General features: G+C 57.6%; 21 protein-coding genes and 1 pseudogene. 5 read left to right on the top strand and 17 right to left on the bottom strand.

Going from position 1 to position 23,537, the window contains the following annotated elements; translation table 11 throughout:
- Positions 1–35: 35 nt before the first annotated feature.
- The 7 genes from ileS to CRI93_RS06400 all read right to left on the bottom strand — a co-directional run bounded on the left by ileS (position 36) and on the right by CRI93_RS06400 (position 12,073).
- Positions 36–3,269, bottom strand: coding sequence for an isoleucine--tRNA ligase (gene ileS, locus CRI93_RS06430; protein ID WP_098061801.1), 3,234 nt, complete (start codon positions 3,267–3,269; stop codon positions 36–38).
- An 82-nt stretch (positions 3,270–3,351) separates the two neighbouring features.
- Entirely contained in the window at positions 3,352–4,191 is an 840-nt protein-coding gene (locus CRI93_RS06425) for a purine-nucleoside phosphorylase (RefSeq protein WP_176521738.1), read from the bottom strand.
- 137 nt (positions 4,192–4,328) lie between these two features.
- Positions 4,329–5,756, bottom strand: a complete 1,428-nt coding sequence (locus CRI93_RS06420; RefSeq protein ID WP_098061799.1) for a DivIVA domain-containing protein — start codon at positions 5,754–5,756, stop codon at positions 4,329–4,331.
- 304 nt (positions 5,757–6,060) lie between these two features.
- Positions 6,061–6,789 carry a YggS family pyridoxal phosphate-dependent enzyme gene (locus CRI93_RS06415; protein ID WP_098061798.1) on the bottom strand — a complete coding sequence of 243 codons (729 nt, stop codon included), beginning with the start codon at positions 6,787–6,789 and terminating at the stop codon, positions 6,061–6,063.
- A 114-nt stretch (positions 6,790–6,903) separates the two neighbouring features.
- Positions 6,904–7,092 carry a zinc ribbon domain-containing protein gene (locus tag CRI93_RS06410; protein ID WP_098061797.1) on the bottom strand — a complete coding sequence of 63 codons (189 nt, stop codon included), beginning with the start codon at positions 7,090–7,092 and terminating at the stop codon, positions 6,904–6,906.
- 114 nt (positions 7,093–7,206) lie between these two features.
- A complete protein-coding gene (locus CRI93_RS06405) occupies positions 7,207–9,729 on the bottom strand; it encodes an ABC transporter permease (RefSeq protein ID WP_098061796.1) in 2,523 nt (840 codons plus the stop codon).
- Positions 9,730–10,246: 517 nt separating this feature from the next.
- Complete coding sequence (locus tag CRI93_RS06400) at positions 10,247–12,073, bottom strand: flavin-containing monooxygenase (RefSeq protein ID WP_425436969.1); 1,827 nt, start codon at positions 12,071–12,073, stop codon at positions 10,247–10,249.
- Between the two features lie 523 nt (positions 12,074–12,596).
- Here CRI93_RS06400 and CRI93_RS15105 point away from each other — a divergent pair.
- Both CRI93_RS15105 and CRI93_RS06390 read left to right on the top strand, forming a co-directional pair.
- On the top strand, positions 12,597–12,935 hold the full coding sequence (locus CRI93_RS15105) for a hypothetical protein (protein ID WP_141491595.1): 339 nt from the start codon (positions 12,597–12,599) through the stop codon (positions 12,933–12,935).
- A 72-nt stretch (positions 12,936–13,007) separates the two neighbouring features.
- Positions 13,008–14,177 carry a 6-bladed beta-propeller gene (locus CRI93_RS06390; RefSeq protein WP_098061793.1) on the top strand — a complete coding sequence of 390 codons (1,170 nt, stop codon included), beginning with the start codon at positions 13,008–13,010 and terminating at the stop codon, positions 14,175–14,177.
- A 62-nt stretch (positions 14,178–14,239) separates the two neighbouring features.
- On the opposite strand, the gene CRI93_RS06385 is transcribed toward CRI93_RS06390, so the two are convergent.
- Positions 14,240–14,719, bottom strand: coding sequence for an Lrp/AsnC family transcriptional regulator (locus tag CRI93_RS06385; RefSeq protein WP_098061792.1), 480 nt, complete (start codon positions 14,717–14,719; stop codon positions 14,240–14,242).
- Between the two features lie 102 nt (positions 14,720–14,821).
- On the opposite strand from CRI93_RS06385, the gene CRI93_RS06380 reads away from it, so the two are divergent.
- The 3 genes from CRI93_RS06380 (at position 14,822) to CRI93_RS15435 (ending at position 17,344) form a co-directional block, all read left to right on the top strand.
- A complete protein-coding gene (locus tag CRI93_RS06380; RefSeq protein WP_098061791.1) occupies positions 14,822–16,051 on the top strand; it encodes a trans-sulfuration enzyme family protein in 1,230 nt (409 codons plus the stop codon).
- 553 nt (positions 16,052–16,604) lie between these two features.
- On the top strand, positions 16,605–16,889 hold the full coding sequence (locus CRI93_RS06375) for a nucleotidyltransferase family protein (protein WP_098061790.1): 285 nt from the start codon (positions 16,605–16,607) through the stop codon (positions 16,887–16,889).
- Positions 16,886–17,344: a ribonuclease toxin HepT-like protein gene (locus CRI93_RS15435; protein ID WP_217992508.1), complete on the top strand. Its 459-nt coding sequence runs from the start codon at positions 16,886–16,888 to the stop codon at positions 17,342–17,344. Before CRI93_RS06375 ends, CRI93_RS15435 begins: the two co-directional genes overlap by 4 nt.
- 85 nt (positions 17,345–17,429) lie before the next feature.
- On the opposite strand, the gene CRI93_RS06365 is transcribed toward CRI93_RS15435, so the two are convergent.
- From CRI93_RS06365 to CRI93_RS15680, 9 genes and pseudogenes are all read right to left on the bottom strand, one after another.
- On the bottom strand, positions 17,430–18,347 hold the full coding sequence (locus CRI93_RS06365) for a hypothetical protein (RefSeq protein ID WP_098061789.1): 918 nt from the start codon (positions 18,345–18,347) through the stop codon (positions 17,430–17,432).
- 17 nt (positions 18,348–18,364) lie between these two features.
- Positions 18,365–18,802, bottom strand: a complete 438-nt coding sequence (locus CRI93_RS06360) for a hypothetical protein (protein WP_098061788.1) — start codon at positions 18,800–18,802, stop codon at positions 18,365–18,367.
- Positions 18,803–18,820: 18 nt separating this feature from the next.
- Positions 18,821–19,048 carry a hypothetical protein gene (locus CRI93_RS06355; protein WP_141491594.1) on the bottom strand — a complete coding sequence of 76 codons (228 nt, stop codon included), beginning with the start codon at positions 19,046–19,048 and terminating at the stop codon, positions 18,821–18,823.
- Positions 19,049–19,227: 179 nt separating this feature from the next.
- The gene (locus tag CRI93_RS06350) at positions 19,228–19,725 is read right to left on the bottom strand and encodes a hypothetical protein (RefSeq protein WP_098061786.1); all 498 of its coding nucleotides are present in this window, start codon (positions 19,723–19,725) and stop codon (positions 19,228–19,230) included.
- A 68-nt stretch (positions 19,726–19,793) separates the two neighbouring features.
- A complete protein-coding gene (locus tag CRI93_RS06345; protein ID WP_141491593.1) occupies positions 19,794–20,462 on the bottom strand; it encodes a hypothetical protein in 669 nt (222 codons plus the stop codon).
- A gap of 749 nt (positions 20,463–21,211) precedes the next feature.
- Positions 21,212–21,880, bottom strand: coding sequence for a hypothetical protein (locus CRI93_RS06335; RefSeq protein ID WP_141491592.1), 669 nt, complete (start codon positions 21,878–21,880; stop codon positions 21,212–21,214).
- Between the two features lie 672 nt (positions 21,881–22,552).
- On the bottom strand, positions 22,553–22,987 hold the full coding sequence (locus CRI93_RS06325; RefSeq protein WP_098061781.1) for a hypothetical protein: 435 nt from the start codon (positions 22,985–22,987) through the stop codon (positions 22,553–22,555).
- Positions 22,988–23,115: 128 nt separating this feature from the next.
- A complete protein-coding gene (locus CRI93_RS15350) occupies positions 23,116–23,271 on the bottom strand; it encodes a hypothetical protein (RefSeq protein WP_176521737.1) in 156 nt (51 codons plus the stop codon).
- 147 nt (positions 23,272–23,418) lie between these two features.
- Positions 23,419–23,537, bottom strand: a pseudogene (locus CRI93_RS15680) (IS982 family transposase); the annotation flags it as partial.

Below are 23,537 nucleotides of genomic sequence, written 5' to 3'. Positions count from 1 at the left end.
GGGACGACAGCTGGCTTCGAGGCCCAGAGCCCCTGCTACATCCGCGACACCCGCTGGATGCCTACGGTCAAGTGCTCGTCTCCAATCTCGAAAGTTTGGGTGGCCTCGCCCGTAGGCTGATTGGAGGGCTGCAACTCCAGGGCCAACGTCTCGTTCCGGATCCACTCGGAGTAGGCGTTCACCGCACTGCGAATCGGGGCGGAGCCGTCGTAGGTCACAACAATGCGATCGGTGACGTCAAACTCGGCATCCTTGCGCAGATTCTGAATGCGCTTGACGGATTCACGGGCGAGCCCTTCGGTGCGGAGGTCGTCGGTGATCTGCGTGTCGAGCGCAACCGTCACGTCGCGGTGCTGCTCCACGAGCCAGCCTTCGATGCCGGCACTGGAGATCTCCAGGTCGTCGGAGCCCAGGCGCACGGTTTCGCCGTCCACCTCCAGTTCGATGTGGCCCTGATCCAGGTAGCGCCCAATAGCGTCATCATCGAGGGCGCGCACAGCCTTGTTCACCGGCTGCATGAGCGGGCCGAGGCGCGGCCCCAGGCGGCTGAAGTTGGGGGTGGCCGAGCGCTCAACCACTTCACTGGAGCCGTCGACGTACTCGATCGTCTTTACGTTCACCTCGTCCAGGATGATGTCGCGCACCTGCTCCACCACGTCTTCGGAGACGCCGGTGCCGGTGACTACCATGAGGCGGCCCAGCGGCTGCCGCACGTTGATCTCGGCTTCGTTGCGCAGCGACAGCACCACCGACGAGATGGTGCGCGCCAGGCCCATCCGGTGCTCCAGCGCCTCGTTGTGGCGTGCTTCGGTACGCACGGGCAAGTCTGCCAGATGCACCGAATCGCCCGCAGGCGTAGCGTCGCTCTCGTGCAACGCCTGAAAGAGCCACTCGCCAAAGAAGGGCGCAATGGGGCTCATGAGACGCGACACCACCTCCAGGCATTCGTACACCGTGTCGTAGGCGGCTTGTTTGTTAGAGACCGACACTGCGTCGTCTGCCCCTTCATCGGTTCCGTTTTGCGACTGTTTCGAGGCCCAAAAGCGCCGCCGCGACCGCCGCAGGTACCAGTTCGACAGGTCGTCTACGAACTGCTCCACGGCCCGTGCCGCATTGGTCGGATGGTAGTCGTCCAACTCGTCGGTAACGGTCGTGATGGTCGTTTGCAGACGGCTGATAATCCACTGATCGAGCTCAGGACGCTCATCCACCGGCACGGACTCGCCGGTGTACGTGTACCCGTCGATGTTGGCGTAGGTGGCGAAGAAGCTGTAGACGTTTTCGAGCGTGCCAAAGAACTTGCGGCGCAGATCGCGCAGGCCGCGCTTCGAGAAGCGGATGTTCTCCCACGGCGGCGTGTTGCTCATCATGTACCAGCGCACCACGTCGGCCCCGAACTCGTCGATCACCTCGAACGGCTCCAGCGTGTTGCCCTTCGACTTCGACATCTTGTTGCCGTTGTCATCGAGCACGAGGCCATTTACAACGACGTTCTCGTAGGCCACGTCGTCCATGATGAGGGTGGCCAGCGCATGCAGCGTGTAGAACCACCCGCGCGTCTGGTCCACGCCCTCAGCGATGAAGTTGGCGGGGAAGTTGCGCTCAAACTGCTCTTTGTTCTCAAACGGATAGTGCCACTGCGCAAACGGCATGGCGCCCGAGTCGAACCACACGTCGATGAGATCGGGCACGCGACGCATAGTGCCGCCCACGTCGTCGGGCGCGGGCCAGGTGAGTTCGTCGACGAACGGGCGGTGCAGGTCGATGTCGTCGTTGTCGTCGGGCAGCTGGTCGCCGCACTTGGCGCGCAGCTCTTCGATCGAACCGATGACTTCGACGTATTCAGGGTCTTCGTCGCTCTGCCAGATGGGCAGCGGCGTGCCCCAGTAGCGACGGCGGCTGAGCGCCCAGTCGATGTTGTTCTCCAGCCACTCGCCAAAGCGCCCCTCGCCCACACCCGGTGGCTGCCAGTTAATGGTCTTGTTGAGCTCCACCATCCGCTCTTTCACGGCGGTGGTCTCCACAAACCAGCTTTCGACCGGATAGCTCATGAGCGGCGTGCCCTTGCGCCAGTCGTGCGGGTAGTTATGCAGGTAGGTTTCGTGCTTGTAGAGCAGCCCGCGCTTCTTGAGATCGGTCGTGATCGTCTTATCGGCATCCTTGAACCACTCGCCCTCGACCAGCGGTGCCTCGTCGGTGAAGTGGCCGTCGGCATCGATCGGGTTCACAAGCGGCAGGTCGTGGTCCTGGGCCACGGCGTAGTCCTCCTCACCATACGCGGGCGCCATGTGCACCACGCCGGTGCCTTCTTCCGTTGAGACGATGCCTGCGGGTACCACGCGCCATGCCGCATTCGCCCCCAATTTGTCTTTGAAGTAGGGAAACACCGGCTCGTACGTCTGGCCAACCAGGTCGCTGCCTGACATGGTATCGAGAATCTCGTACGGCTCATCGCCCAGCACGGTATCCAGCAACTCTTTGGCCATGATGAGCGTTTCCTGGCCCTGATGCGGGTCGTCGTGGGCCACGCGCACGTAGGTGAGGTCAGGCCCTACAGCCAGCGCGGTGTTCGAGATGAGCGTCCACGGCGTGGTCGTCCAGGCCAGAAAGTAGGTATCGTCTTCGCCCTGCACGGGGAAGCGGATGTATACGCTCGGGTCCTGGGTTTCCTCGTAGCCGAGGCTGACCTCGTGCGAGGAGAGCACCGTGTGCGAGCCGGGGCTGTACCACTGAATCTTGTAGCCTTGGTAGAGCAGACCTTTCTCGTGGATCTGCTTGATGAGCCACCAGAGCGTTTCGATGTAGTCGGTCTCGAACGTGACGTACGGGTCGTCGAGATCAACCCAGTAGCCCATGCGGGTGGTGAGCTCGTCCCACAGGTCTTTGTATTCGAGCACGCTGTTTCGGCAGGCGGCGTTGTAAGCTTCGATGCCGTACTCCTCGATGTCGGCGCGGCTCTGCAGATCCAGACGCTTCTCGATCTCAATTTCGACAGGCAGGCCATGGGTATCCCATCCAGCTTTGCGAGCCACCTGAAAGCCCTGCATCGTCTTGTAGCGGCAGAAGATGTCCTTAATCGACCGCGCCATGACGTGGTGAATGCCGGGGCGTCCGTTGGCCGTGGGCGGGCCTTCATAGAAGGTGTAGGCCGGGGCGCCCTCGCGCTCGGAGAGGGTGCGGTCGAACACGTTGTGCTCGGCCCACCAGTCGAGCAGGTCCTCTTCCATATCGGGAAGCGAAAGGCGGTCGATGGGCGTGAAGTGACTCATGAAATCAGCAGACAATCTAAACAGAACGAACAGGGCGGCGTCCGGCAAAACGGCTTCTGGGCGCAACGCCGCCGGAATCAGCTTACAGGGTGGGCAGCAGTTGCGCCAGGACGCGGGCCAGGCACTTGCGTCCCGTCTCCGCCGCCGTGGCAACGTCGCTGGGCGCAGTGGGCTGCATGGTATCAGCAAAGCAGGCATCGGTGATGACGGCAGCTCCCAGCACGCGCAGCCCCATGTGACGTGCTGCGATAATTTCGGGGATGAGTCCGGTACCTACTGCATCCGCCCCAATATGCTGCATGAACCGGTACTCGGCTTTTGTTTGCAGGTTAGGCCCCGGCACGCCCAGGTAGATGCCGTCGTGCAGGCGCGTTTCGGCGCGGGTGGCGGCTTCGTGGGCGGCGGTGCGCAGGTCAGCGTTGTAGGGTGCGCTCATGTCGGGAAAGCGCGGCCCCCAGGCATCCACGTTGGGCCCTTCGAGCGGGTTTGCGCCTTGCAGGTTGATATGGTCGCTCAGCAGCATCACATCGCCCGGCGCGTAGTGCGGATTTACACTGCCCGCAGTGGGTGCCGCAATCAGCAGGTCAATGCCCAGCGCGCCCATAATGCGAACCGGCAGTGCCACCTCGCGCGCCGAGAGGCCATCGTACAGATGCAGCGGCTCGGGCACCGCCAGCACGCTGTGGCCATGTAGCATACCGGCTACGAACGCACGGTCGGGTCCGCTCTCGGCAGTCGGCAGGTGAGGGACATCGGCAAACGGCACCGTGGTCGTTTCCGAAAGGGCATCAGCAAGCGACGCTGTTCCAGCCCCGGTGAGCAGCCCAATGTGCGGTATGTCGGGTAGCGTAGTCCGCAGTACATCGGCTGCTGCGTTAACGTGGGCAAGGCGGGTATCGGGCGCAAGAACAGAATCTGCCATACGTAGGGAGCCGTAGGTGAAAAGCCGTGGGTGAACAACCATGCAAAAGAGGGCAGCGCAATATAGCGCACCGCCCTCTCTATGCTTACAAATACCGGCGAGACATGCAACTCGTGCCGGGCGCAACGCCCGTTGAATCAGTCCATGTCTTCAAGAATGCTCCAGATCTTTTCGATCTCTTCGGTCGAGGCCTCGTCTTCGTCGTCGACCGGCTGTGATTTTTTCTCTTTCGTACTGCTTTTCTGTTTCGATTCGCGCTGCTGCACATCGCGCTTGATCGCCTCAAACTGCGACTCGCTGGGCGCTGCTTCGGATGATGTGCTGGTGTCGAGCGAGGTCGTGTCGGGCTCGGGCTCAGGCTCGGCCGCACTCTGTGATGCCGTTGATTTGTTGCCGCCTGCCTTTTCTTCGAGCACAGGAAAGAGCGAGCGCATGGCCCGCTCCAGGTCATCATCTCCGTCGTCATCATCTTCAACATCAACGGGCTCGGGGGCATCAAACTCTTCGGTGGCATCGTCTGGCTCATCTTCGATGCCTTCGAACATCGAGGCAAAGTCAGTAGTGGCGGGCTCATCGGGCTCGCTCTCTTCCGCTCTGCTTTCTTCTGCCTCACCAAGCAGGTCCGAGAAGTCGAACTCGTCCGTTGGTTCTGCATCGTCAACCGGTTCCACCTCGCTGGTAGACTCTGCCTGATCAGCCGATGGGGCGTCGGACGCATCGCTTTCAGTCTCGGCCTGACCGCCAAGCATCTGGTCCACTTCCGCCATTACGTCCTTGGCTGTTGACCCGCTCTTGGGGGCATCGCTTTTCTCATCCGTATCAGTCGCCGCCTTGCTGGACGCGGTTTCGCTGGGTGCGTCAGATTTGCTTGACGAAGCGGTTTCGCTCGGCGCTTCAGCAGAGGTTGCTTCTTCTCGCACCCCGAGGTCGGACGGGGTGGGCGTGTCCGTCGATTTGGATCCCGACGCTGGGGCGCTGGATTGCGATTCTGGGGCGTCGTCTCCCTGCGCCATATCGCTGTCGACCAGGGTATCGAGCGTCCCCATGCCGGAACTGGCTTCCTCTGGCGGAACCGTTTCGGATTCTGGCGTGCGTGCAGGCGCCTTCTCGAACCGGTCGCCCTCTTTGTATGCCGAGAGCATTTCGAGCTCCGACTTCAAGAAAGCGCTCAGCCGCGAGGCAATGCGCTGCTGCCGCTGCTCCAGCGTGTGCACCTCCTGCTGGATGGCATTGCGCTCTTTTTCGGCCTCGGTGGTCATGCGTTCGGCTTTCGCCTCGGCCTTCGCCACGATGTTCTCGGCTTTGTCGCGCGCGTTGCTCAGGTGCTGTTCCGCGTTTTCGCGCGTAGCCGAGAGCGCTTCTTGCAGCGCATCCTCGACTTTTTCGACATGCGACATCTGCTGTTCCAGCTCTTCCGCGCGGCTTTTGGCGCGGCGCGCTTCGCTCTCCAGCTCTTCCCACTGGTCGGCGACCATTTCCAGGAAGCTTTCCACCTCCTCTACGCTATATCCGCGCAGACTACGGTCGAAGTCTTGTTTTCGGATGTCAAGGGGTGTGAGCTTCATATGCTGAACTGTGGGTGTGGAAAAGACCGTGAGTACCGAAACGTCCGATCTTGCGGCCGTGCCTGGTTCTGAGGATGCATGGTTGTAGACGCAAAAGGCATGCGACGCATGGAGCAATACGCGGGCCAAGAGCGCCTGTGGATTGGGGAATGCACACGCACCATGTTACATCGGTTTCACGATGGAGGGCCTCCTCTGTTTCGCTCGTTCTACATACACGGTGCGCTCCATATGAATCTTGCTGCGCATCTGACACCGCACAGGCCCCCTCTGCATCCAGACGCCTTTTTCGCGGCATCCGTTGCTACGACCGCGGCCCAAAGATAGCGCTCCCAATGCGTACCATCGTGCTTCCTTCTTCGATTGCAACTTCAAAGTCGTTGCTCATGCCCATCGAAAGTTCTTCAAGCGCTATGTTCGGAGCACTACCGGTGTAGGTACTGGCCAATGTACGCAGGTGGGCAAATTCGGAACGCACCGTTTCAGAATCGTCCACGAACGACGCCATCCCCATCAGTCCGTCGATGTGGAGATGGTCGTACTGGGCACACGTATCCAGAAAATCGTGGAGTTCGTCGGGCGGCAGGCCGTACTTCTGGTCGGCCCCGCTGATGTTCACCTGCACAAAGCACGGCAGCACGCGATCGTTCTTCCCAGCACGCTTGTTCAGCTCTTCGGCCAGGCGCGGACTGTCGAGCGCCTCAAAACGATCGGCATGGCGGGCTACGAACTTGGCTTTGTTCGTTTGCAGATGCCCGATCATATGCCAGCACACATCGCCGCCTTTCCACTGGCCGGGACGCTTCTCCACGCGGTCGCGCAGCGCGCGGGCCCGGTTCTCGCCGAAGTGCGTTAGCCCTGCCGCCACGCCAGATTCGATTGCCTGCATGGGGAACGTCTTCGACACAGCTACAAGCGTAATCTCGTCGATCGATCGTCCGGCACGCTCGCAGGCTTGCGCTATGCGCTCACGCACGTCATCAACACGGCGCTGCACCGCTTCTGGAGCCAGTTGGGTTTGGGTATCGGGCATAAGCGGAGGGGTTGGGTCAAATTCGAAAAATATGGCGGGTTTGGGGGGATGCGCAAGGTACGCCCATGGTGCAAGGTCGCTTCGGTGTCAATAGCACCGGCATGCATGCTGAGCTCATCGGTGGCCGCTGGCGGGCTGGGCGTTAAACGCTACAATCTGTCCGTTCTGCACCGTCGCCCGAATCTGGATAGGCCGACAGCACACCCAGCAGTCAACAACGTACTCGTGCGTGCCATGTACCGGATCGACCTGCTCGGTTAGTGTTTCCCAGCAGTACGGACACGTAAAGGTGTGTTCGAGCATAGCATCATGTTGGTATTGTAAGCGCTTTTGAATTGGGGTGCTACGTCAAGGAGGCACTACGCTTGGCATCTCCAACGTGCAAATGCCTGATCGTATGACCTTGAGCACTCCGCGTCAGGCTTCTGCGTTCAATACAGCACGCGGCGACTGATCATACAGGCTGCGGCTGTTGAAGAGCCCCAGGCCAAGCACCAGCGCTACGATTACAACGAAGGTAAGCGCCAGGTCGCTCCACGCTACCGCTATCGCGCTGTCGAAGACAAAATATGCAAGCAGTCCACCGGCGCCGATGGCCAGCCCAATGCCCGCGGCAGTGGCCAGCGCGCCCAGGAGGAGATACTCCACCGCCAGAATCTTGAGCACCGTAGCCCGCGATGCGCCCAGCGTTTTGAGGAGCACGCTTTCCTCCGCCCGCTGATACCGGTTTACCAGCAGCGTGCCCATGAGCACCAGGAGCCCGGTAAGTACGCTGAAGAGCGCCATTACGCGGATGACGTAGCCGAGCTTCGAAAACAGGTCTTGCGCGGTACGCAACACCAGGGTTAGGTCGATAATGGATACGTTGGGAAACGCGCTTACGACGGCATTCTGGACGCTGGCGGCCTGGTCGCTGCTTTCGGTACGGCTGAGCATGGCGTAGATCTGCGGGGCGTCTTCGAGCACGCCGGGCGGAAACACCACAAAGAAGTTGGTGCCAATGCGCTGCCAGTCCACGCGACGCAGGCTGCGTACCTCCGTGGTCATGGGCACGCCCTGCACGTCGAAGGTGAGTTCATCGCCTATGGCTACGTTGAGCTCCTCGGCAATGTCAGTTTCGAGCGAGATGGGCGCCGGCCCCTCGCCCTCGAAGCGCTCGCGCACGAACGTACCTTCGACGATCGTTTCGCTTTCGGTAAGATGGTCGCGGTAGGTGGAGCGGTACTCGCGCCGATGGGCCCACGTGGTGCGCACGTCGGGATCTTCGCGGAGGGCTTCGACCGAGCGTCCGTTTACTGCCGAGAGCCGCATGGTTACGATGGGCTCTTCATCGAGCACCGGCGCCCCGGCCTCCTCAATCGTATTTGCTACGCCGCGCACCTGGTCGGGCTGCACGTCGAAGAGCACCATGTTGGGACGGTCTTCCGCATCGCCGGTCAGGCGGATCTGCGAGAGGATGGTCTCCTGCGACACGAGCAGCGTCGCGATCAGAAACGAGCCCAGCCCCAGCGCTACGAGCAGCACGGTAGTCTGGTTGTGCGGACGGTGCAGGTTCGCGAGGCCCTGCCGCAGCGGATAGCTCCAGCTCGACGGCACTGCGCGGCGTAGCACGCGCATGAGTCCACGCGCCAGTCCCGCCAGCGCGGCGAACACGACAAGCAGGCCGCCGGCGTAGCCCAGCCCAATCTGCCACGTTGGCGCTTGCACGACGGCAAAGCCGGTGAGCGCTGCGCCAATGACACCACCCAGCGCCCAGCGGAGCCAGTCGCGCCCCTCGGCACCCTCTACTTGCTGCCGCAGTGCTTGCAGCGGCGATACGCGGCGCACGGGCAAGAGCGGAATCAGTGCGAAGAGAATTGTGGCGATGGTGCCTAATCCCAGTCCCAGACCCACCGCGCGCCACGACACCGTAAACGACACCGGCACGGGCAAGAAATCAGCAAGCACAGCAGGCACAGCCACCTGCATGGCCACGCCAAGGGCCGTGCCCAACCCGCCCCCAAGCAGGCCAAGTGCAGCGGCCTGTGTCAGATAGATGCGAAAGGTTTGCCCCGACTTTGCCCCGAGGCAACGCAGCACTGCAACCGAGGTCAGGCGCTGTTGGATGTACACGTGCATGGCGCTGGCAATGCCAATGCATCCCAGAATAAGCGCCATGAATCCCACCAGACTCAGAAACCGATACAGGTTGCCAAGTCCCTCGCGCCAGTTGCCCGCGGCCTCCTCGACTGTGTCAATGTCGACCTCAGCAGCCTCCATGGCGGGACGGATGCTGCTGACGAGCGCCTCGATGTCGCGGCTGTCGTCGAACTGAAAGTAGAGCTCGTGCTCCGCGCGGCTGCCGCGCCCCAGCAGGGTGGTGTCGAGTCCGGCATACGGCACGTACACCCGCGGACTGAACGAGGAGGCGATGCCCGCCTCATTGGGCATCTGATCGACGCGTCCGGCCACCGGATACCAGTTGCGTCCTACGCGAATGGAGTCACCCTCCGACAGCGAAAAGGCGTTCCAGAGCGTCGCATCGACCAGCGCCTCGCCGCGCTCAGCAAATCCGTCGTAGCGACCGGCGGGTGTGGTTTGCACCGTGCCGTAGAACGGATAGCCGGGCTGGGTTGCGCGGATGGTGGAGAGGCGCGTCCCGCCGTCTTCGCCACTGAAAGCGACCATGGAGGCAAACGAGATGCGTTTTGCCTGCGTGCCTCCAACCGAGTCGGCCACGGCGCGGATGCTATCCGGAAATGCATTTTCGCGCTCCAGTGCAAAATCGGCCCCCAGAAGCTGGCGCGACTCGTTGTCGATGGTGCGGGTGAGGTTATCTCCAAACCCGTTAATCGCCACGAGCACCGCCACGCCTACCACCAGCGCCGACAGGTACAGCACCAGGCGGGCCCGGCTGCCCCGGCTGTCGCGCCAGGCCATCGAGAGCGTAAAGCGATTCATCAGTGTGCTTTGGGGGGATGCGAAGGGAGACTACCGGAACCCATAAGACGGCTCGGCCTCCGCATAGGATTCGCCCGCGACGAAAGGTTTACGTCCGAGTTGGCAATTTGGGATTTTGGATTGGGGATTGGCTTCTGATGGAGGCTTGTGTGCTGTTTTCTCTGGTCAAGTACCGAATATTGGTAGTCGACAGGCATTAAGTGATCGCTCTCCTGATAAGCATCTTTCCTGGGGCGAACGGTCCCCCGTTCGTCCTCGCCAGCCCCGCCGGAGACGTCCCCGCCGGGTGGCGCTCCCCGTCTCCAGCTACTGGCATATTTCTTCCATCACTTTGCGTTGCCCCCCTCCCCGAATATTATGAGAGCGAACCGGCAAAGCTGAAGACCAGAGGGAAGGGCGCGGGTCGCACGTCACACTCAGCAGAAGTCGTGCACGCGGGCGCGACCTTCCAACGGGCAGGTCTACGGAGAGACCTGCCCGTTGCGGTACGCCTGATCCTTCATCAAACACGGCGCAGCTAAATCCCGTCGTGGTGCACCTCCTGCAGGCCGTAGACCGGCGTCGGAATCTCTTCGTGTCGTGCCTTTAGCTGCAAGGCCAGGTAGAGCGAGTAGTGGCGCGACTGATGGAGGTTGCCGCCATGAAACCACAGGTGATCGACCTGGGTCGGCTTCCACATATTGCGCTGTTCGCCTTCCCACGGGCCGGGGTCTTTGCGGGTGTCTGAGCCAATGCCCCACACTTTACCGGCCTTGCGGGCCGTAGCCTCGTCTATCAGGCCAGCCACCCAGCCGTTCATGGAGCCGTACCCCGTCGCGTAAATGACGAGGTCTGCCGGAAGCTCAGTGCCGTCCTCCAGCACCACTGCGTCTTCGGTGAGCTCAACGACCTGCCCGCGTGCCACCTTCACCTTGCCGTCGATGATGAGCTGGCTGGCCCCAACGTCGATGTAGTAACCGGAGCCGCGGCGCAGGTACTTCATGAAGAGCCCAGAGCCGTCGGGGCCAAAGTCGATCATGAACCCGGCCTCCTCCAACGCATCGTAGAAGTCCGAATCCAACTTCTTGATCTTGTCGTAGATCGGCGTCTGGAACTCGTGCAGGATACGGTAGGGCAGCGAGGCAAAGATCATATCTGCCCGGTGCGTCGTCATGCCATTTCGAACCGCTCGCTCTGAATAGAGATCGCCAAGCCCGTGCTCCATCAGCGAGTCAGACTGAACAACGTGTGTAGAGGAACGCTGCACCATCGTAACGTCGGCCCCGACCTCCCAGAGCGATGCGCAAATGTCGTGGGCGGAGTTGTTCGACCCGACTACGACAACCCGCTTGTCTTCACAGCCCTCGGGTCCCCGGTGCTCGGAGGAGTGTTGCTGCTCGCCCTTGAAGATGTGTTGCCCCTTGAAGTTTGGTATGTTCGGGTAGCCACTCATGCCTGTGGCCATGACGAGTTCTTTTGGACGCAGGACGACCTCCTCTCCATCACGATTAACCGTTACCTCCCACTCGCCGGCCTCGTCGTTGTAGCGTGCGTGTGTGGCTTCAGTCTTGGACCAATAGTTCAGCTCCATGACGCGCGTGTACATCTCCAGCCAGTCGCCAATCTTATCCTTTGGGGAGAAGACAGGCCAGTTTTTTGGGAAGGGGATGTACGGCAGATGATCGTACCACACCGGGTCGTGCAGGCAGAGCGTCTTGTAGCGATTGCGCCACGAGTCGCCGGGCCGGTCGTTCTTCTCTACGATGATGGTAGGCACCCCAAGTTGGCGTAGGCGCGCCCCAAGGGCAATGCCACCTTGTCCGCCCCCCACGATGACCGTGTGCGGCTGCTTGGTGTATCCGAGTGTTTCGAGCTCTTCCTCGCGCCGCTCGACCCAGGCCTTGCGGTCCGGGTCAACGCCATGCTCCGCACCCATCGGGCGATTCTCAGCCATTGGTTCCTCGTGGCCCTTGAGCTCGTAGAGCGCTGTCAACAGGGTCCAGGCTTTTCCGTCCTTGAGCCGGACGAGCCCTTCCCCGCGTCCGACCTTGATTTCGAAAGTGAACCACGCAGTGACCACGCCGTCGGCTTCCTCGGCCTCTTCGGCGAGCTGAAAGTTGGAAGGGACGACATGGTCGAGCGTTTCGCGGAGCATGTCTTCGACGCCTGCGGGGTTCTCTACCGTTTTGAGATTCCAGGTGAAGGCAACGAGGTCACGCCAGAAACTGGTTTTCGTGAACAGGCGGGCCGCGCCGGCGGGGTCGCCCTGTGCAAGTGCATCGCCAAACGCGCCGAGCCAGTGCCGGGCCGTTTCGCTTGCGGGATTCGTGGACGCACCAACAGGACGTTCGAGGGTTTCGGTCAGTTGACTCATGGAAGCGCTTCCTAAATGGGTGGGTAGTGGGCTGGGGAGTCGTTGATAGCCCAACCCATGACACGAGTTAGGCGGGGCTCAACATCTGGGTAAGGCGCGTGCTCAGCGACGCAAATCGCGAATAACGAACCGCGACCCTTACCTGCGCTTTACTCAACTTTTACATTACACGCCTCCTCACTTACAAAGGTTCTTCACAATTTACCCTCAGCAGCCCCGCGACCGATTGAAACTGTGTGCCGGATGCATTGCAATAATGCGAAAGCAGGTCAAGATGGATGGATCGCGAGATAGACGATAGCAGATGGAAGCTGCGTGTTCAGTCGTGCATTCCAAACTCCGTCTCCTAACAATTGAGGAGAGCGCACGCAGAGACAGATATGACCGACTTCTTCAATCTGACCCCAATATTAAGAAAATGTAAACGCACGCGATCCCGCTTGGTATTCTTTTTTTTTCTCGTACCCTGCTTTTGAAGTAAACATAATCTTTATCATTCAAAGCCCAACATCTTATGGCTGCTTTGAACCTCCAGCGAGGTGGACTCCTCGCGAGCCTCCTGATTCTCTCTGTCGCATTTCTGGGAACTTCTGTGGTGCATGCAGACGCCCCTTCTCCTGAAGAGGATGAGCCTACGGCGTACGAAACTGTCACAGTACCCGGACAAGTTCATCCTTCGGTAAAAGCCGTTTTGTCTGAAGACGCAACGTGCTCTGATGTCGTAGAAGCTGGTATGATGGGAAATATACGTCGCAGTTCAGGCGATATTGAATGCGAGTCGGATCCTTCTATCTGCTTTGAGTACATGGGCATCTCATTCTATGGCAATGCCACAATAGCAATCGATGGGTAGATGCAGTAGTTGATCTAAAGCGTTATACCTTCCACAAGCCGTTCCAGAGGAGCATACATTGCGAAGCAGTGTATGCTCCTTTTTTGTTTTAAACGTTCATATTTGAAAATGCGTGTAGCCATGCAAACGAAGCCCCTTTTTGCTATAATAACGCTCATCGTTTTACTATGCTGCGGAATCACTACTCATGACAATCAAGGTTCTGCTTACACTTCCAGTAATAATCTGAATCCCGAAAATGCTTCTGTAGCTGACGTTCCTGAAGTTATCCAGCCTGATTGGGAAGAGCTATGGCGTACGGCCGACGACATACATCCTGATTATTTTTTGGCAGATCCACGGTTCATCGACGTTCATGACGGGGCAGTTCTTGTTGGCGACTTTCGAGGCGAACGACCGCTCTGGATATTTAACGCCACCGATGGATCATTCGAACAACACGTGGGAGAAGAAGGATCGGGTCCCGGTCAGATTGAATGGCTGGGCTCCTTTCACATTATTCAGGACGAATATATTGCACTCCGAGACGTACAAAATCAGCTCCTGTCTATTTTTGACCGTGACACAGGCACGTTCATGCATCGTGTAAATGTACCTGTACCATTTCAACCTGGAATAGGGAATGCAAAAATAGTTCGGCGACCGTCTGATCCAAACGTACTTGCACATGCGCATGCTTTGCAGATCAATGAAGACGAGCGTATCGTCATTGACGAACTGGCTTGGGAAGTACAACTCAGCGAATTTGGAGATGCGTTTGTCCCCTTTGAGGAAAACTTCGTAGCCAAAAAGGGGCCTACAGTTTTAGACGAGGGTACCGCGTACATGGGCTTTGAGCACGCAAGCCACATCGTTGCCATATCTGAAACAGGTGAAGTTGTTTTCAACACGTCGGCACCGCATGACGTGAACCCTCCTGATTTTCTTGGAGCCCGCGAAGGCGTTGACATGATGGAGCCTCCACGCAATGTGTACCCAACGATGACGCTACGTTTGGATACCGATAACCAGTACGTGTACGCGCTCCATTCGGGTGCTGTAGTGAATGAAGAAAATGACATGCAAGACGTACTAACCAGCACACGTGTAGATGTTTTTGATAAGGAAACAGGAGCCTATCAATTTCAATTCACCCTGCCTTTTCCAGTTCATGACTTAGAAATCGACAGTGATCGCGTATACTTGCTTGCACTTTCTCAGGGCGGCGCCGTCGCATTTGAAAAGCCGGAGATGCTGTTGTGAGAAGACGTTGCCATGTTCCTTCGGAATCCCAAATCCAAAATCAGACATCCAAAACCGAACTGTCATTTTGCGCGCGCTTCGGGGTAGATGGGCCAGGCGTCGGTGTGCTGCTGGTCGTAGATGAGCGAGGTTTCGACCTGTTGCACCTCGTCGCGGGCGGTAAAGGCGCTCAGGATCAGGTCGCGCAGGTGCGCTGGATCGCGTACCGTAACGTGCAACAGAAAGTCGGTGCGTCCGCCCAGATGGTAGCACGCCACGACCTCTGGGCGCTGCACCGCCGCACGCTGAAACTGCTCGACTGTGGTGCGCGAGTGGCTCCGCAGTTGCACGGCCACCATCGCCTGCACGCCAATGCCGAGCGCCTCCGCATCCACCACCGTACGCGTACCGCTGATGACCCCTTCCTCCCGTAGGCGCCGCACCCGCATCAGACAGGTAGATTCGGCGAGTCCGACTTGTTCAGCCAGCGTTTTGTTGGGGATGCGAGCATTCTTCTGTAGGATACGGAGGATTTCGCAGTCCGTTTGGTCGAGCGTAGCCATAGCGGAATCGAACGAAGATAATTCGGAACGCTTGCGGATGCTGTAAGCGCTTCCGATTATACGAGCCCGTTACGTTCTTGTCCCATCGCTCCCTGATGCGCTATGTCTGCTTCTGATGATCTGTACACCACCGCGGTTCATGCCGGACGCGCTTCTGTTCATGCGCTGGGCAAGCACGCGCCGCCCATTGACCTGTCGTCGACGTATCCGTTCGACGATATGGACGCTGCCGCTCGCAGTCTCACCGAGCTGGCGCACGGCGCGGCCACGGCTAAAACGCCCGTCTACGCTCGCCTGCACAATCCAACGGTAGCGCGCGCCGAGCAGGCGGTTGCCGAATTGGAGGGCGCCACCGACACCGTGGCGTATGCCTCGGGCATGGCTGCCGTCACCGCTGTGCTGATGGCCACGCGCACGCTCCGCGACGACAATGCCACGCCGCATGTTGTGGCCGTCCGCCCCATCTACGGCACGACCGACCACCTGCTCACCAGCAACCTGCTCGGGATCGACGTATCCTGGGCCGCCCCCAACGCCATTGCGGAGGCGATGCGCCCCACCACTGCCCTCGTAATGATCGAGACGCCCGCCAACCCGACGCTCGACCTGGTAGACATCCAGGCGGTTACCGATCAAGCGGGAGATGTGCCCGTGGTGGTGGATTCGACGTTTGCGCCGCCCGTCATTCAGCGTCCGCTGGAGCACGGGGCCACGCTCTCCCTGCACAGCGCCACGAAGTTCTTGGGCGGACACGGCGATGTGATCGGCGGGGTCGTCTCGACCTCGGATGCGGACTGGGCCGCGGCGCTGCGTCATGTGCGGGTGGCTACCGGCGCGCTGCTGCATCCCCACGCCGCCTACCTGATGCATCGGAGCATGCCTACCCTTCCAGCCCGCGTGGAGCGCGCACAGTCCACCGCCACCGCCCTGGCCGACCGGCTGGAGGCGCACCCGGCGGTGCAGGCCGTGCACTTTCCGGGATACGACACTGCTCCCTGCTACACACGGCAGATGGACGGCCCCGGCACGCTGATTTCATTCGAGTTGGGTACGTACGACGCCGCACGGGCGACAGTCGAGGCGGTCTCACTCATCACCGCAGCGGTGAGCCTCGGCTCCACCGACACGCTCATCCAGCACCCCGCCTCGCTCACCCACGGCGTGGTGTCCGACGACGCGAAGTCCGATCACGGCATCACGCCCGGACTGGTGCGCCTGTCCGTCGGCTTAGAGAGTGCGGATGCGCTGTGGGCCGATCTGGAGCAGGCGCTGGAAGCGTGTGCGGTGGCGGTGTATGCGGTGGAAAATGCAGCGACCCCGGTGCAAGTGTAGTAACCAGAGGTCAGCGTCTGCTTGTACCAAATGCGAGGCGTCTATGTATGTGTGGTATCGGCAGCTCCGTTCAGCACGTCTCAAGGAATATCCGAGACATCCGCCGCCCCCGAGAGTATCCGTATACGCGTCAAGGAAATCATGAAACTGAAGCGAACGGGCCGCCGAACGTGTATCTGGTAGAAGCCTCACTGCTTACTAACGGCGAAGTACACATTCGCACGCTTTTTTCCAGCCCTCATGTTATTGCGGTTTGCTTTCTCAAGTGTAATACTGCCAGACGGCTTCAAAAACAGAGCAGAGGCCCTCGAACTCGTCGCTTGCAAGGCCCGTTACGGAATGGGGGTGTTATGTCATTGGTGGCAAAGTCACCGTATCGGAGTTATTCGTACTGACAATATACGCCCAACAACTCTTTGCATAAACCTAATGAGTCTGAGCAGATCTCTTTATCGGCAGAAAAAGTGTGATGCAAATGGTTACTTGCCGCAGGTGAACGCGCCTGGAGAACACGTTCGTTATTGAATTTGCTTCTGAACCAACATCCTGAGCTATGCCTGTTGCCCTCAACCATATTGACGAAGCTATTGCTATTGCCCGCCGCCACGGAGCCACGCGGGTCGTGCTGTTTGGCAGCACCCAGTCGGCCCCCGATGCAGCTCGTGACCTTGACCTGGCTATTGGAGGTGTGCCGGGCTGGGACTTCTACAAGTTGGCGGCTGAACTCGATGCACATCTTCCGGTGCCTGTGGACGTAGTGCCCTTAGAGCCTGCTAATACATTTACTCAGCGCATTCTGGATCGCGGACGCGTCGTTCATGAAGAGGAATCGCCATGACGAAAACCGAGCTACGTGAAGAGGTGCACGACGAGTTAACGCGAATGGACACCGTTGTTACCGAACTGGTGCACCTGCGCCGCGATGTTGGGCGTGGCGCACCTACACTCCGCGAAAAAGTGGCTGGGGGAGCCTTTCTCATGCAGTTTTACAACGGCACCGAGAATATTCTCAAGCGGATTGCCCGGTTTTACAACGTCTTGCTTCCTCGTAGTGATAAATGGCACGCAGAACTATTTGAGGGCTTCACAGCAGATGCAACGCCTGCGCTTCCCGTCCTATTCGATGATAGCCTGGCAAACGAGATGCGTGCGTACCGCGGATTCCGCCATGTTGTCCGGTCAAGCTACGGCGTTGAACTTGACTGGGAACGTATGCGGGAAGGCATCGACCGCTTGCCAATGACGTTCGAACAGTTTCAGCACGCTGTATTGCGTCATCTTGATGGTTTATAGAAGAGCGATTATGAGTTGCAATTCTCGTACAGATACGATAAAAGCGGAGCAGGGCCTGCTTGCAATTGCACAAGCGTAAATGTTGTCACGAATCCGCTCCATCAATCACTGTCTTCTCTACAACCATCCATCCTTGATCCAAGGTGTACCTGACTGTCAGATCGTACTCGTAGAACGAGTGGTCTGATATCTCGACAGCGCGTACGACAACGCATCGGCGTGTGTCCTCCGAATCCAGTTGTGTTTCGGTGCCACTGCACGCGTCTGCCGGACGCGGCGAGCCGAAGACAACACTTACAAACGATCCTTTTTCTTGGCACGCTGGGGAAGCCGGAGCCAGGGCGCCTGTGCTATCGGGCACGGGCAACCCGCTGGTGAATGCACAGTCGGCGTCCGCAACAATATCTGTTACTGGGACACCGAAGCGACGCAGTGTCTGGCTGCGCTCATCTGCGACCGGATGCACCGCATCAGGTGCCATCGAAAGAACGAGCCGCTCGGCTTCAACGTCTCGCAGGTCGAACGCACGAGCATCAGTCGGGCCGATCCACAGTCCATTTTCGTTGACGTACTGTACGAGCGTGGCGAATAGCGTGGTGTCGGGGGCTGCTTGTGCAGTTTGCTCGTACGAATTAAACCCTCCTCGTCTAAACGGGCCTAACGTAAGTCGTTCGTCCGTTAGATTCATCACATGGTAACACCTCTGCTCTCCTGTGTTGGTCACAACGCGGAGCACGGTGTCCAGTGGACTTTGCTCAAGGGCTGTAAGTCCTTCGCATTCCTCGACAAACTCATAGCTATACTCGATGCTTATTTCGCCCTCGTAATACGTCTGCTTCAGGCCGTTCTCTGTGAACTGGATTATAGCATCGGAATCTTCAGTGCTAATCCAGGTGCTGATAATATCTTCTTCCTCGGACTCTTGGGCATAGCCCGGAGCCGCGACCAGGCACAGCATGCACGCCACGAGCCAGCGGCGTTGCAAGAGGGGTTGTGCATACATGGCCTTTAGATATGTTGTTACACGTAAATCGCAACGAGATTGTACTCAGCATCAAAGACCAGAATGTTTCCAGATGCGGGTCCGAAGGGGTCGTCTCCAGGGCGCTCGTCCAACGGACGCAGTTGATTAACCTTGTAGTAATGATGGTTTGTTGCGTAGAAGAAGAGATTGTAGCGGTAGCCGTCTTCTGCTTCCGCATTTCGGGTCAGGGCAGGACCGGCAATCTCTGCACAGGCATCAGGGTCCTGGTCGTTGGTCATCAGCCGCAGTTCGCTGGGAGATGCGTCAATGCCGTCTCGCTGAAGTATATCTTGACGGTCGTCTAACATGCTCATCACCTGTGCCCGAGCGAGGTCATTGCCTTCTTCGGGACAGCCAGTTGCCTGACCGTACGCAAGTCCACTGGTTGCACTTGTGAGAATGAAGAGGGCGGCAAGTGCCGATAGGTAACGCATTTGAGTCTCATGCCGACACTACAGTGGAGGGCGTTGAAAACGAATCATTTCAACCGTTTCGGTATCATCGTTGATGTACAATACAAACTGGGTTCGCCCCATGTCCTCAATCGCTGGCGATCCGTCCTCGCTCTCTTCAGCAATGGGGATCGCAATGTCGGTATCGATATCAGGATTATCAAAAGGGGCAGTGTCACCTGAGCGACGGGGGGTTCTGAGTGCAGGACTCAGCTCGGAGAGGGCCATTCCGGGGTAGATCTTTTCTTCTCCAATGGCAAGTCCCTGCACTCACGAAGCCGCTCCATCAATCACTGTCTTCTCTACGACTGCCCATCCCTGGTCAGCGGTGTAGACCACAGTCAGATCACACTCATAGAATGAGTAGTCTGATATTTCGACGGCGCGCACGACAACGCATTTGTGTGTCAAAACGTGTGTTGGCGGATTTCACAAACTGTCTCTTCCGCATCAAAGACAACAAGCAAAACGTCATGGTCACCGGTTCCCAACCCGATGATCATCGCCGTTGCGTCGTTCTCCATATAGCTGCGTGAATTGGGAAACGAAGACGCCACTGACGCCAGCGAATCGCCGATCTGAAGCTGAGCCTCCCCCAACGACAATGTGTAGTCGGGAGATGCAATTTTGAAACTGTGCAGCTTGTCGTCTATGAACCTGAACTCCGAGCCATCAGCATAGATGTACTGCACCTCTGTCTTTTTGTCCATCTCCAGGTAATAGTCCCTGGTATGTTCGGGGTCACCGAATGCTGATGTAAGATCACCAGCACTATCCCCGTACGTGATTGCCCCTCCAATCTCTACCTCGTCTCGGTTGATGGTGTCAAATGGTGATGCTTGTGCCGAAACCAGTATGGGACATAACAAAAGCAGGAAAGCCAGTGAGGTCAGTTTTGCTTTCATACGAATCGTTAAATCGCTGATATTCGATTCAGAACCCGCTCGTTACTGCTCTGCGCTCCAAGTTGTGCCTACCAGGGACCCAAACGAGTAAATCGAATCATCTCTACCACATCGGTCTCATCGTTCGCAAACAGCAAGAACTGCGCGCGTCCCTCTTGCATCATTTCCGGGGCTCCACGACGCCCCGAGTCAGGGGCTGCAATGGGGATAGCCACGAAGCTATCGATGTCTTGAGCGTCGAATGTGGATGTATCACCCGCCTTGCGGCCGGCTTGTACAGATGGACTCAACGCCTCAACGTCCATGCCTGGATACAACCGGGTCCCTGCAACAGTCAACGACCAATCGCAACCATCTATCTCAATGTTTATGACGCCAGTTGAGCCATCATGCTCGTAGTATTCAATGCGGGCTCCCTCATAGTTCAATGTTGTTGTACGACGGGTCTCATCAACCGATACAGGTTCTCCCAGCATATTGATGATGTCATCGACTGAAGAGACCTCCAACAGCTCCTGGAATACCAGACCACGGTCCAGGGTCTGCACATCGGCGTCATCACGCCCAATTAACACCGCCTGCAAATATCCATAGCTGATGTATGGTCGTTCGCTCGTCTGTCCATGCATATCCTCGCTACGGAAAACATCGACATCTTGGGCATAGCCCGGAACCGAGACCAGGCACAGCATACATGCAACGATCCACCAGCGTTGCAGAAGACGATAAGAGCTCATAACATCTGATTACCGAGGGCGGATCGGGCTTTGAAAGAAGGATCTTAACGGTATCAAAAGCAACTTACATCGCTCCCCCGCCCAGTCGCTTTTGCTCGACGATTGTATATGTGCCTCCCTCTTGCTGGAAAACAAGTTCGTAGATGTAGGCTGAAAATGGCGTTAGCCGAAGAACTCGAACTGCCGTTTGAGTCTGTTTAGAGTGGACCGTGTCCTGATTTGCAGTTGTATCGGGGCGGATGGGCAGACTCACAGCCACGACCGTAGCCATGCACTTCTCTCGGGGACACTCGACGCGATCTACTTCCTCTTGTTTTATGAGACGCGGATCGCACGCGAACAGGCATTCGTCGTGATACGTCAATGCATCTCGCTGCGGAATGCCCAGGTGCTGAAGCACGGCCCGGCGATGCTCCATGACAGAAGCCTCTCCCTCGGCAAGATCTCCTTCTCGAAGCACCGCCCCCTCTATGTCAGAACGAAGAGGACGCGGATCAACGTGAAGGGGGAGCCGGATCGCCCACGCAGACGCATTGCTGGTTTCTGCTTCTCCCCACCGCACTGCTGCCTCAAAAAGCGATGTGTCGGGCTCTGCAGGAACGTGCGTACCGGTCTGAACCGCAGAGGCTGGAGTTGCAAGCAGATACAGGACACACGCAGTCGAACAAAGTAGCAGTATTGTCAGCGCTCTTCTTACGACCACGACTCTATCTCGCACGGGCATCACAGCGGAGGACGTTGAAACCGAATCATTTCAACCGTTTCGGTATCATCGTTGATGTACAATACAAACTGGATTCGCCCCATATCTCTAATTTCTGGCATCCGTCCTCACTCTCTTCAGCAATGGGTATCGCAATGTAGGTATCGATATCAGGATTATCAAAGGGGGCCGTGTCACCTGAGCGACGGGTGGTTCTGAGTGTAGCACTCAGTTCGGAGAGGGCCATTCCGGGGTAGATCTTTTCTTCTCCAATGGCAAGTCCCCAGTCTGACGAGCGCATTTCCAGCGATGTCACGCCCCGAGGGCCCTCTTGATACATTTCGTATTCGATTGTTGCCCCATCATAATTCAGTGTATGCACGGACCGGCCCCTCGGAAAGTCAGCCTGGTCTGTGGCATTCGGGCTTCCTAACAGCCGGTATATCTCTTCCAGCGAGGAAGCTGATACGAGTTCTGCAAAAGCAGGGGTCTGTCCAAGAACCGACTCGGCAGATTCACTTTCTCCACTCGCGCTTTCACGATGCACCGTGACATGCTGTAGATCACTTGCCTGGATGTACGGTACATCTTCGGTCTGGCCATGCGTGCCTTCATCTGATGTTGCTCTTATCTCCTGAGCATAGCCCGGAGCCGCGACCAGGCACAGCATGCACGCCACGATCCAGCAGCGTTGTAAGAGAAGTTGGTGACACACAGCGTTTGGATGCTTGGTCGCAGATCGATACCAACACGTACGTAGTCGGCGTTGATGACCAGAAAACTATCGGACGCAGTAATACAAATGAAATGGGCTTCGCCCCATTTACATCATGACAATAGTCACGACATCGAATGCACCATCGAAAACGATTATTCTCGCTCTTCCAGCAGGAAGCCCATCCTCTGGCCATTTTGACGGAGGGCGCACGTACGTTACCAAGAAGTAGTATGAGTCGAAGGCGTAGGGGCTATGATCCCGATTCCACTCGCTCGTACGAATTAAACCCTCCTCGTCCAAACGAGGCTAATGTAAGTCGTTCGTCCGCTAGATTCATCACATGGTAACACCTCTGCTCTCCTGTGTTGGGTACAATGCGGAGCACGGTGCCGAGTGGACTTTGCTCAAGAGCTGTAACTCCTTCGCATTCCTCGACAAACTCATAGCTGTACTCGCTTCTCATTTCGCCCTCGTAGTACGTCTGCCGCAGGCCACCCTCTGTAAACTGGATTGTAGTATCGGGATCTTCAGTGCTAACCCAGATGCCAATTATATCTTTTTCCTCAGTCTCCTGAGCATAGCCCGGAGCCACAACCACACACAGCACGCATGCTGCAATCCAGCAGCGTTGCAAGAGGTGTTGGAGATGCATGGCCTTTAGATATGTTGTTACGCGTATATAGCAACAAGATTATACTCAGCGTCGAAGACCATAATGTTTCCAGCTAAAGGTTCCCAGGGGTCGTCCCCAGGACGCTCCTCTAACGGACGAACGGTCTGAACTTTAAAATAGTATGCCCCTGTTGTGTAGAAAAAGTTTTGATAGCGATAACTATCTTCTCCTTCTTCCATGTTTAGATAAGGGCGAACAAGCTCAGCACAGGCATCAGGATCGTGGTCGTTGGTCATCAGCCGCAGTTGGCTGGGAGAGGCGTTGATGCCGTCTCGCTGAAGTATATCTTGACGGTCGTCTAACATGCTCATCACCTGTGCCCGAGCGCGGTCATTGCCTTCTTCGGGACAGCCAGTTGCCTGCCCGTACGCAAGTCCACTGGTTGCACTTGTGAGAATGAGGGAGGCTATAAGTACAGTTAAGTAACGCATTTGAGTATTTTGCCTAACAGGATTGGGTTAATTCGTACGTATATTCTAATCGAAGCACCGTGCTGGACTCCATGACAAAAGCATTATCTCTAATGGCAATTGCACTCCACGCTGCCATCACTGACAGGTTAGAAACCACATCGCTCATAACTTTCTGCCACGCCATCTTCATCATACTCAACAATTTGCTCATCGTCGATAAAAAAGTGTTCTGCTCCCTCGAAGATATCGGAAACGCCACTCACGTCACCTTCGCTTGGCTTGCCCTTGTAGGTTACATTCATAGCTTCATATGGGTCTGCAATATCGCTCAGTTCAGCTCCCAATGAGTCACTGATAAAGGCGCGATCCTGATCTGAAAGCTTTCTATCGATGATATCAACATCGGTGTAAATCTCTCCAACTTCGAAGGGGTGCGTATGTAATGCGAATCAGGAGTTGAAGGCGAGCAGGAGCATCGCGGCGGCGAAGCGTCCGAACACATGCACCATCAGCCCCCGGGTCGACCGGACCTTCGAGGCGGCCTGAATGCCGGTTTTTTCTTCAATCC

It is taken from the genome of Longimonas halophila, assembly GCF_002554705.1.
Lineage (GTDB): Bacteria > Bacteroidota > Rhodothermia > Rhodothermales > Salinibacteraceae > Longimonas > Longimonas halophila.
This window is presented reverse-complemented; position numbering and strand designations above follow the sequence as displayed.

Coding starts and splice junctions, on each gene's coding strand:
- ileS (WP_098061801.1), bottom strand. CDS start 3,269: ATGAGTCACTTCACGCCCATCGACCGCCTTTCGCTTCCCGATATGGAA.
- CRI93_RS06425 (WP_176521738.1), bottom strand. CDS start 4,191: ATGGCAGATTCTGTTCTTGCGCCCGATACCCGCCTTGCCCACGTTAAC.
- CRI93_RS06420 (WP_098061799.1), bottom strand. CDS start 5,756: ATGAAGCTCACACCCCTTGACATCCGAAAACAAGACTTCGACCGTAGT.
- CRI93_RS06415 (WP_098061798.1), bottom strand. CDS start 6,789: ATGCCCGATACCCAAACCCAACTGGCTCCAGAAGCGGTGCAGCGCCGT.
- CRI93_RS06410 (WP_098061797.1), bottom strand. CDS start 7,092: ATGCTCGAACACACCTTTACGTGTCCGTACTGCTGGGAAACACTAACC.
- CRI93_RS06405 (WP_098061796.1), bottom strand. CDS start 9,729: ATGAATCGCTTTACGCTCTCGATGGCCTGGCGCGACAGCCGGGGCAGC.
- CRI93_RS15105 (WP_141491595.1), top strand. CDS start 12,597: ATGGCTGCTTTGAACCTCCAGCGAGGTGGACTCCTCGCGAGCCTCCTG.
- CRI93_RS06390 (WP_098061793.1), top strand. CDS start 13,008: ATGCTCCTTTTTTGTTTTAAACGTTCATATTTGAAAATGCGTGTAGCC.
- CRI93_RS06385 (WP_098061792.1), bottom strand. CDS start 14,719: ATGGCTACGCTCGACCAAACGGACTGCGAAATCCTCCGTATCCTACAG.
- CRI93_RS06380 (WP_098061791.1), top strand. CDS start 14,822: ATGTCTGCTTCTGATGATCTGTACACCACCGCGGTTCATGCCGGACGC.
- CRI93_RS06375 (WP_098061790.1), top strand. CDS start 16,605: ATGCCTGTTGCCCTCAACCATATTGACGAAGCTATTGCTATTGCCCGC.
- CRI93_RS15435 (WP_217992508.1), top strand. CDS start 16,886: ATGACGAAAACCGAGCTACGTGAAGAGGTGCACGACGAGTTAACGCGA.
- CRI93_RS06365 (WP_098061789.1), bottom strand. CDS start 18,347: ATGTATGCACAACCCCTCTTGCAACGCCGCTGGCTCGTGGCGTGCATG.
- CRI93_RS06360 (WP_098061788.1), bottom strand. CDS start 18,802: ATGCGTTACCTATCGGCACTTGCCGCCCTCTTCATTCTCACAAGTGCA.
- CRI93_RS06355 (WP_141491594.1), bottom strand. CDS start 19,048: ATGGCCCTCTCCGAGCTGAGTCCTGCACTCAGAACCCCCCGTCGCTCA.
- CRI93_RS06350 (WP_098061786.1), bottom strand. CDS start 19,725: ATGAAAGCAAAACTGACCTCACTGGCTTTCCTGCTTTTGTTATGTCCC.
- CRI93_RS06345 (WP_141491593.1), bottom strand. CDS start 20,462: ATGAGCTCTTATCGTCTTCTGCAACGCTGGTGGATCGTTGCATGTATG.
- CRI93_RS06325 (WP_098061781.1), bottom strand. CDS start 22,987: ATGCGTTACTTAACTGTACTTATAGCCTCCCTCATTCTCACAAGTGCA.
- CRI93_RS15350 (WP_176521737.1), bottom strand. CDS start 23,271: ATGAATGTAACCTACAAGGGCAAGCCAAGCGAAGGTGACGTGAGTGGC.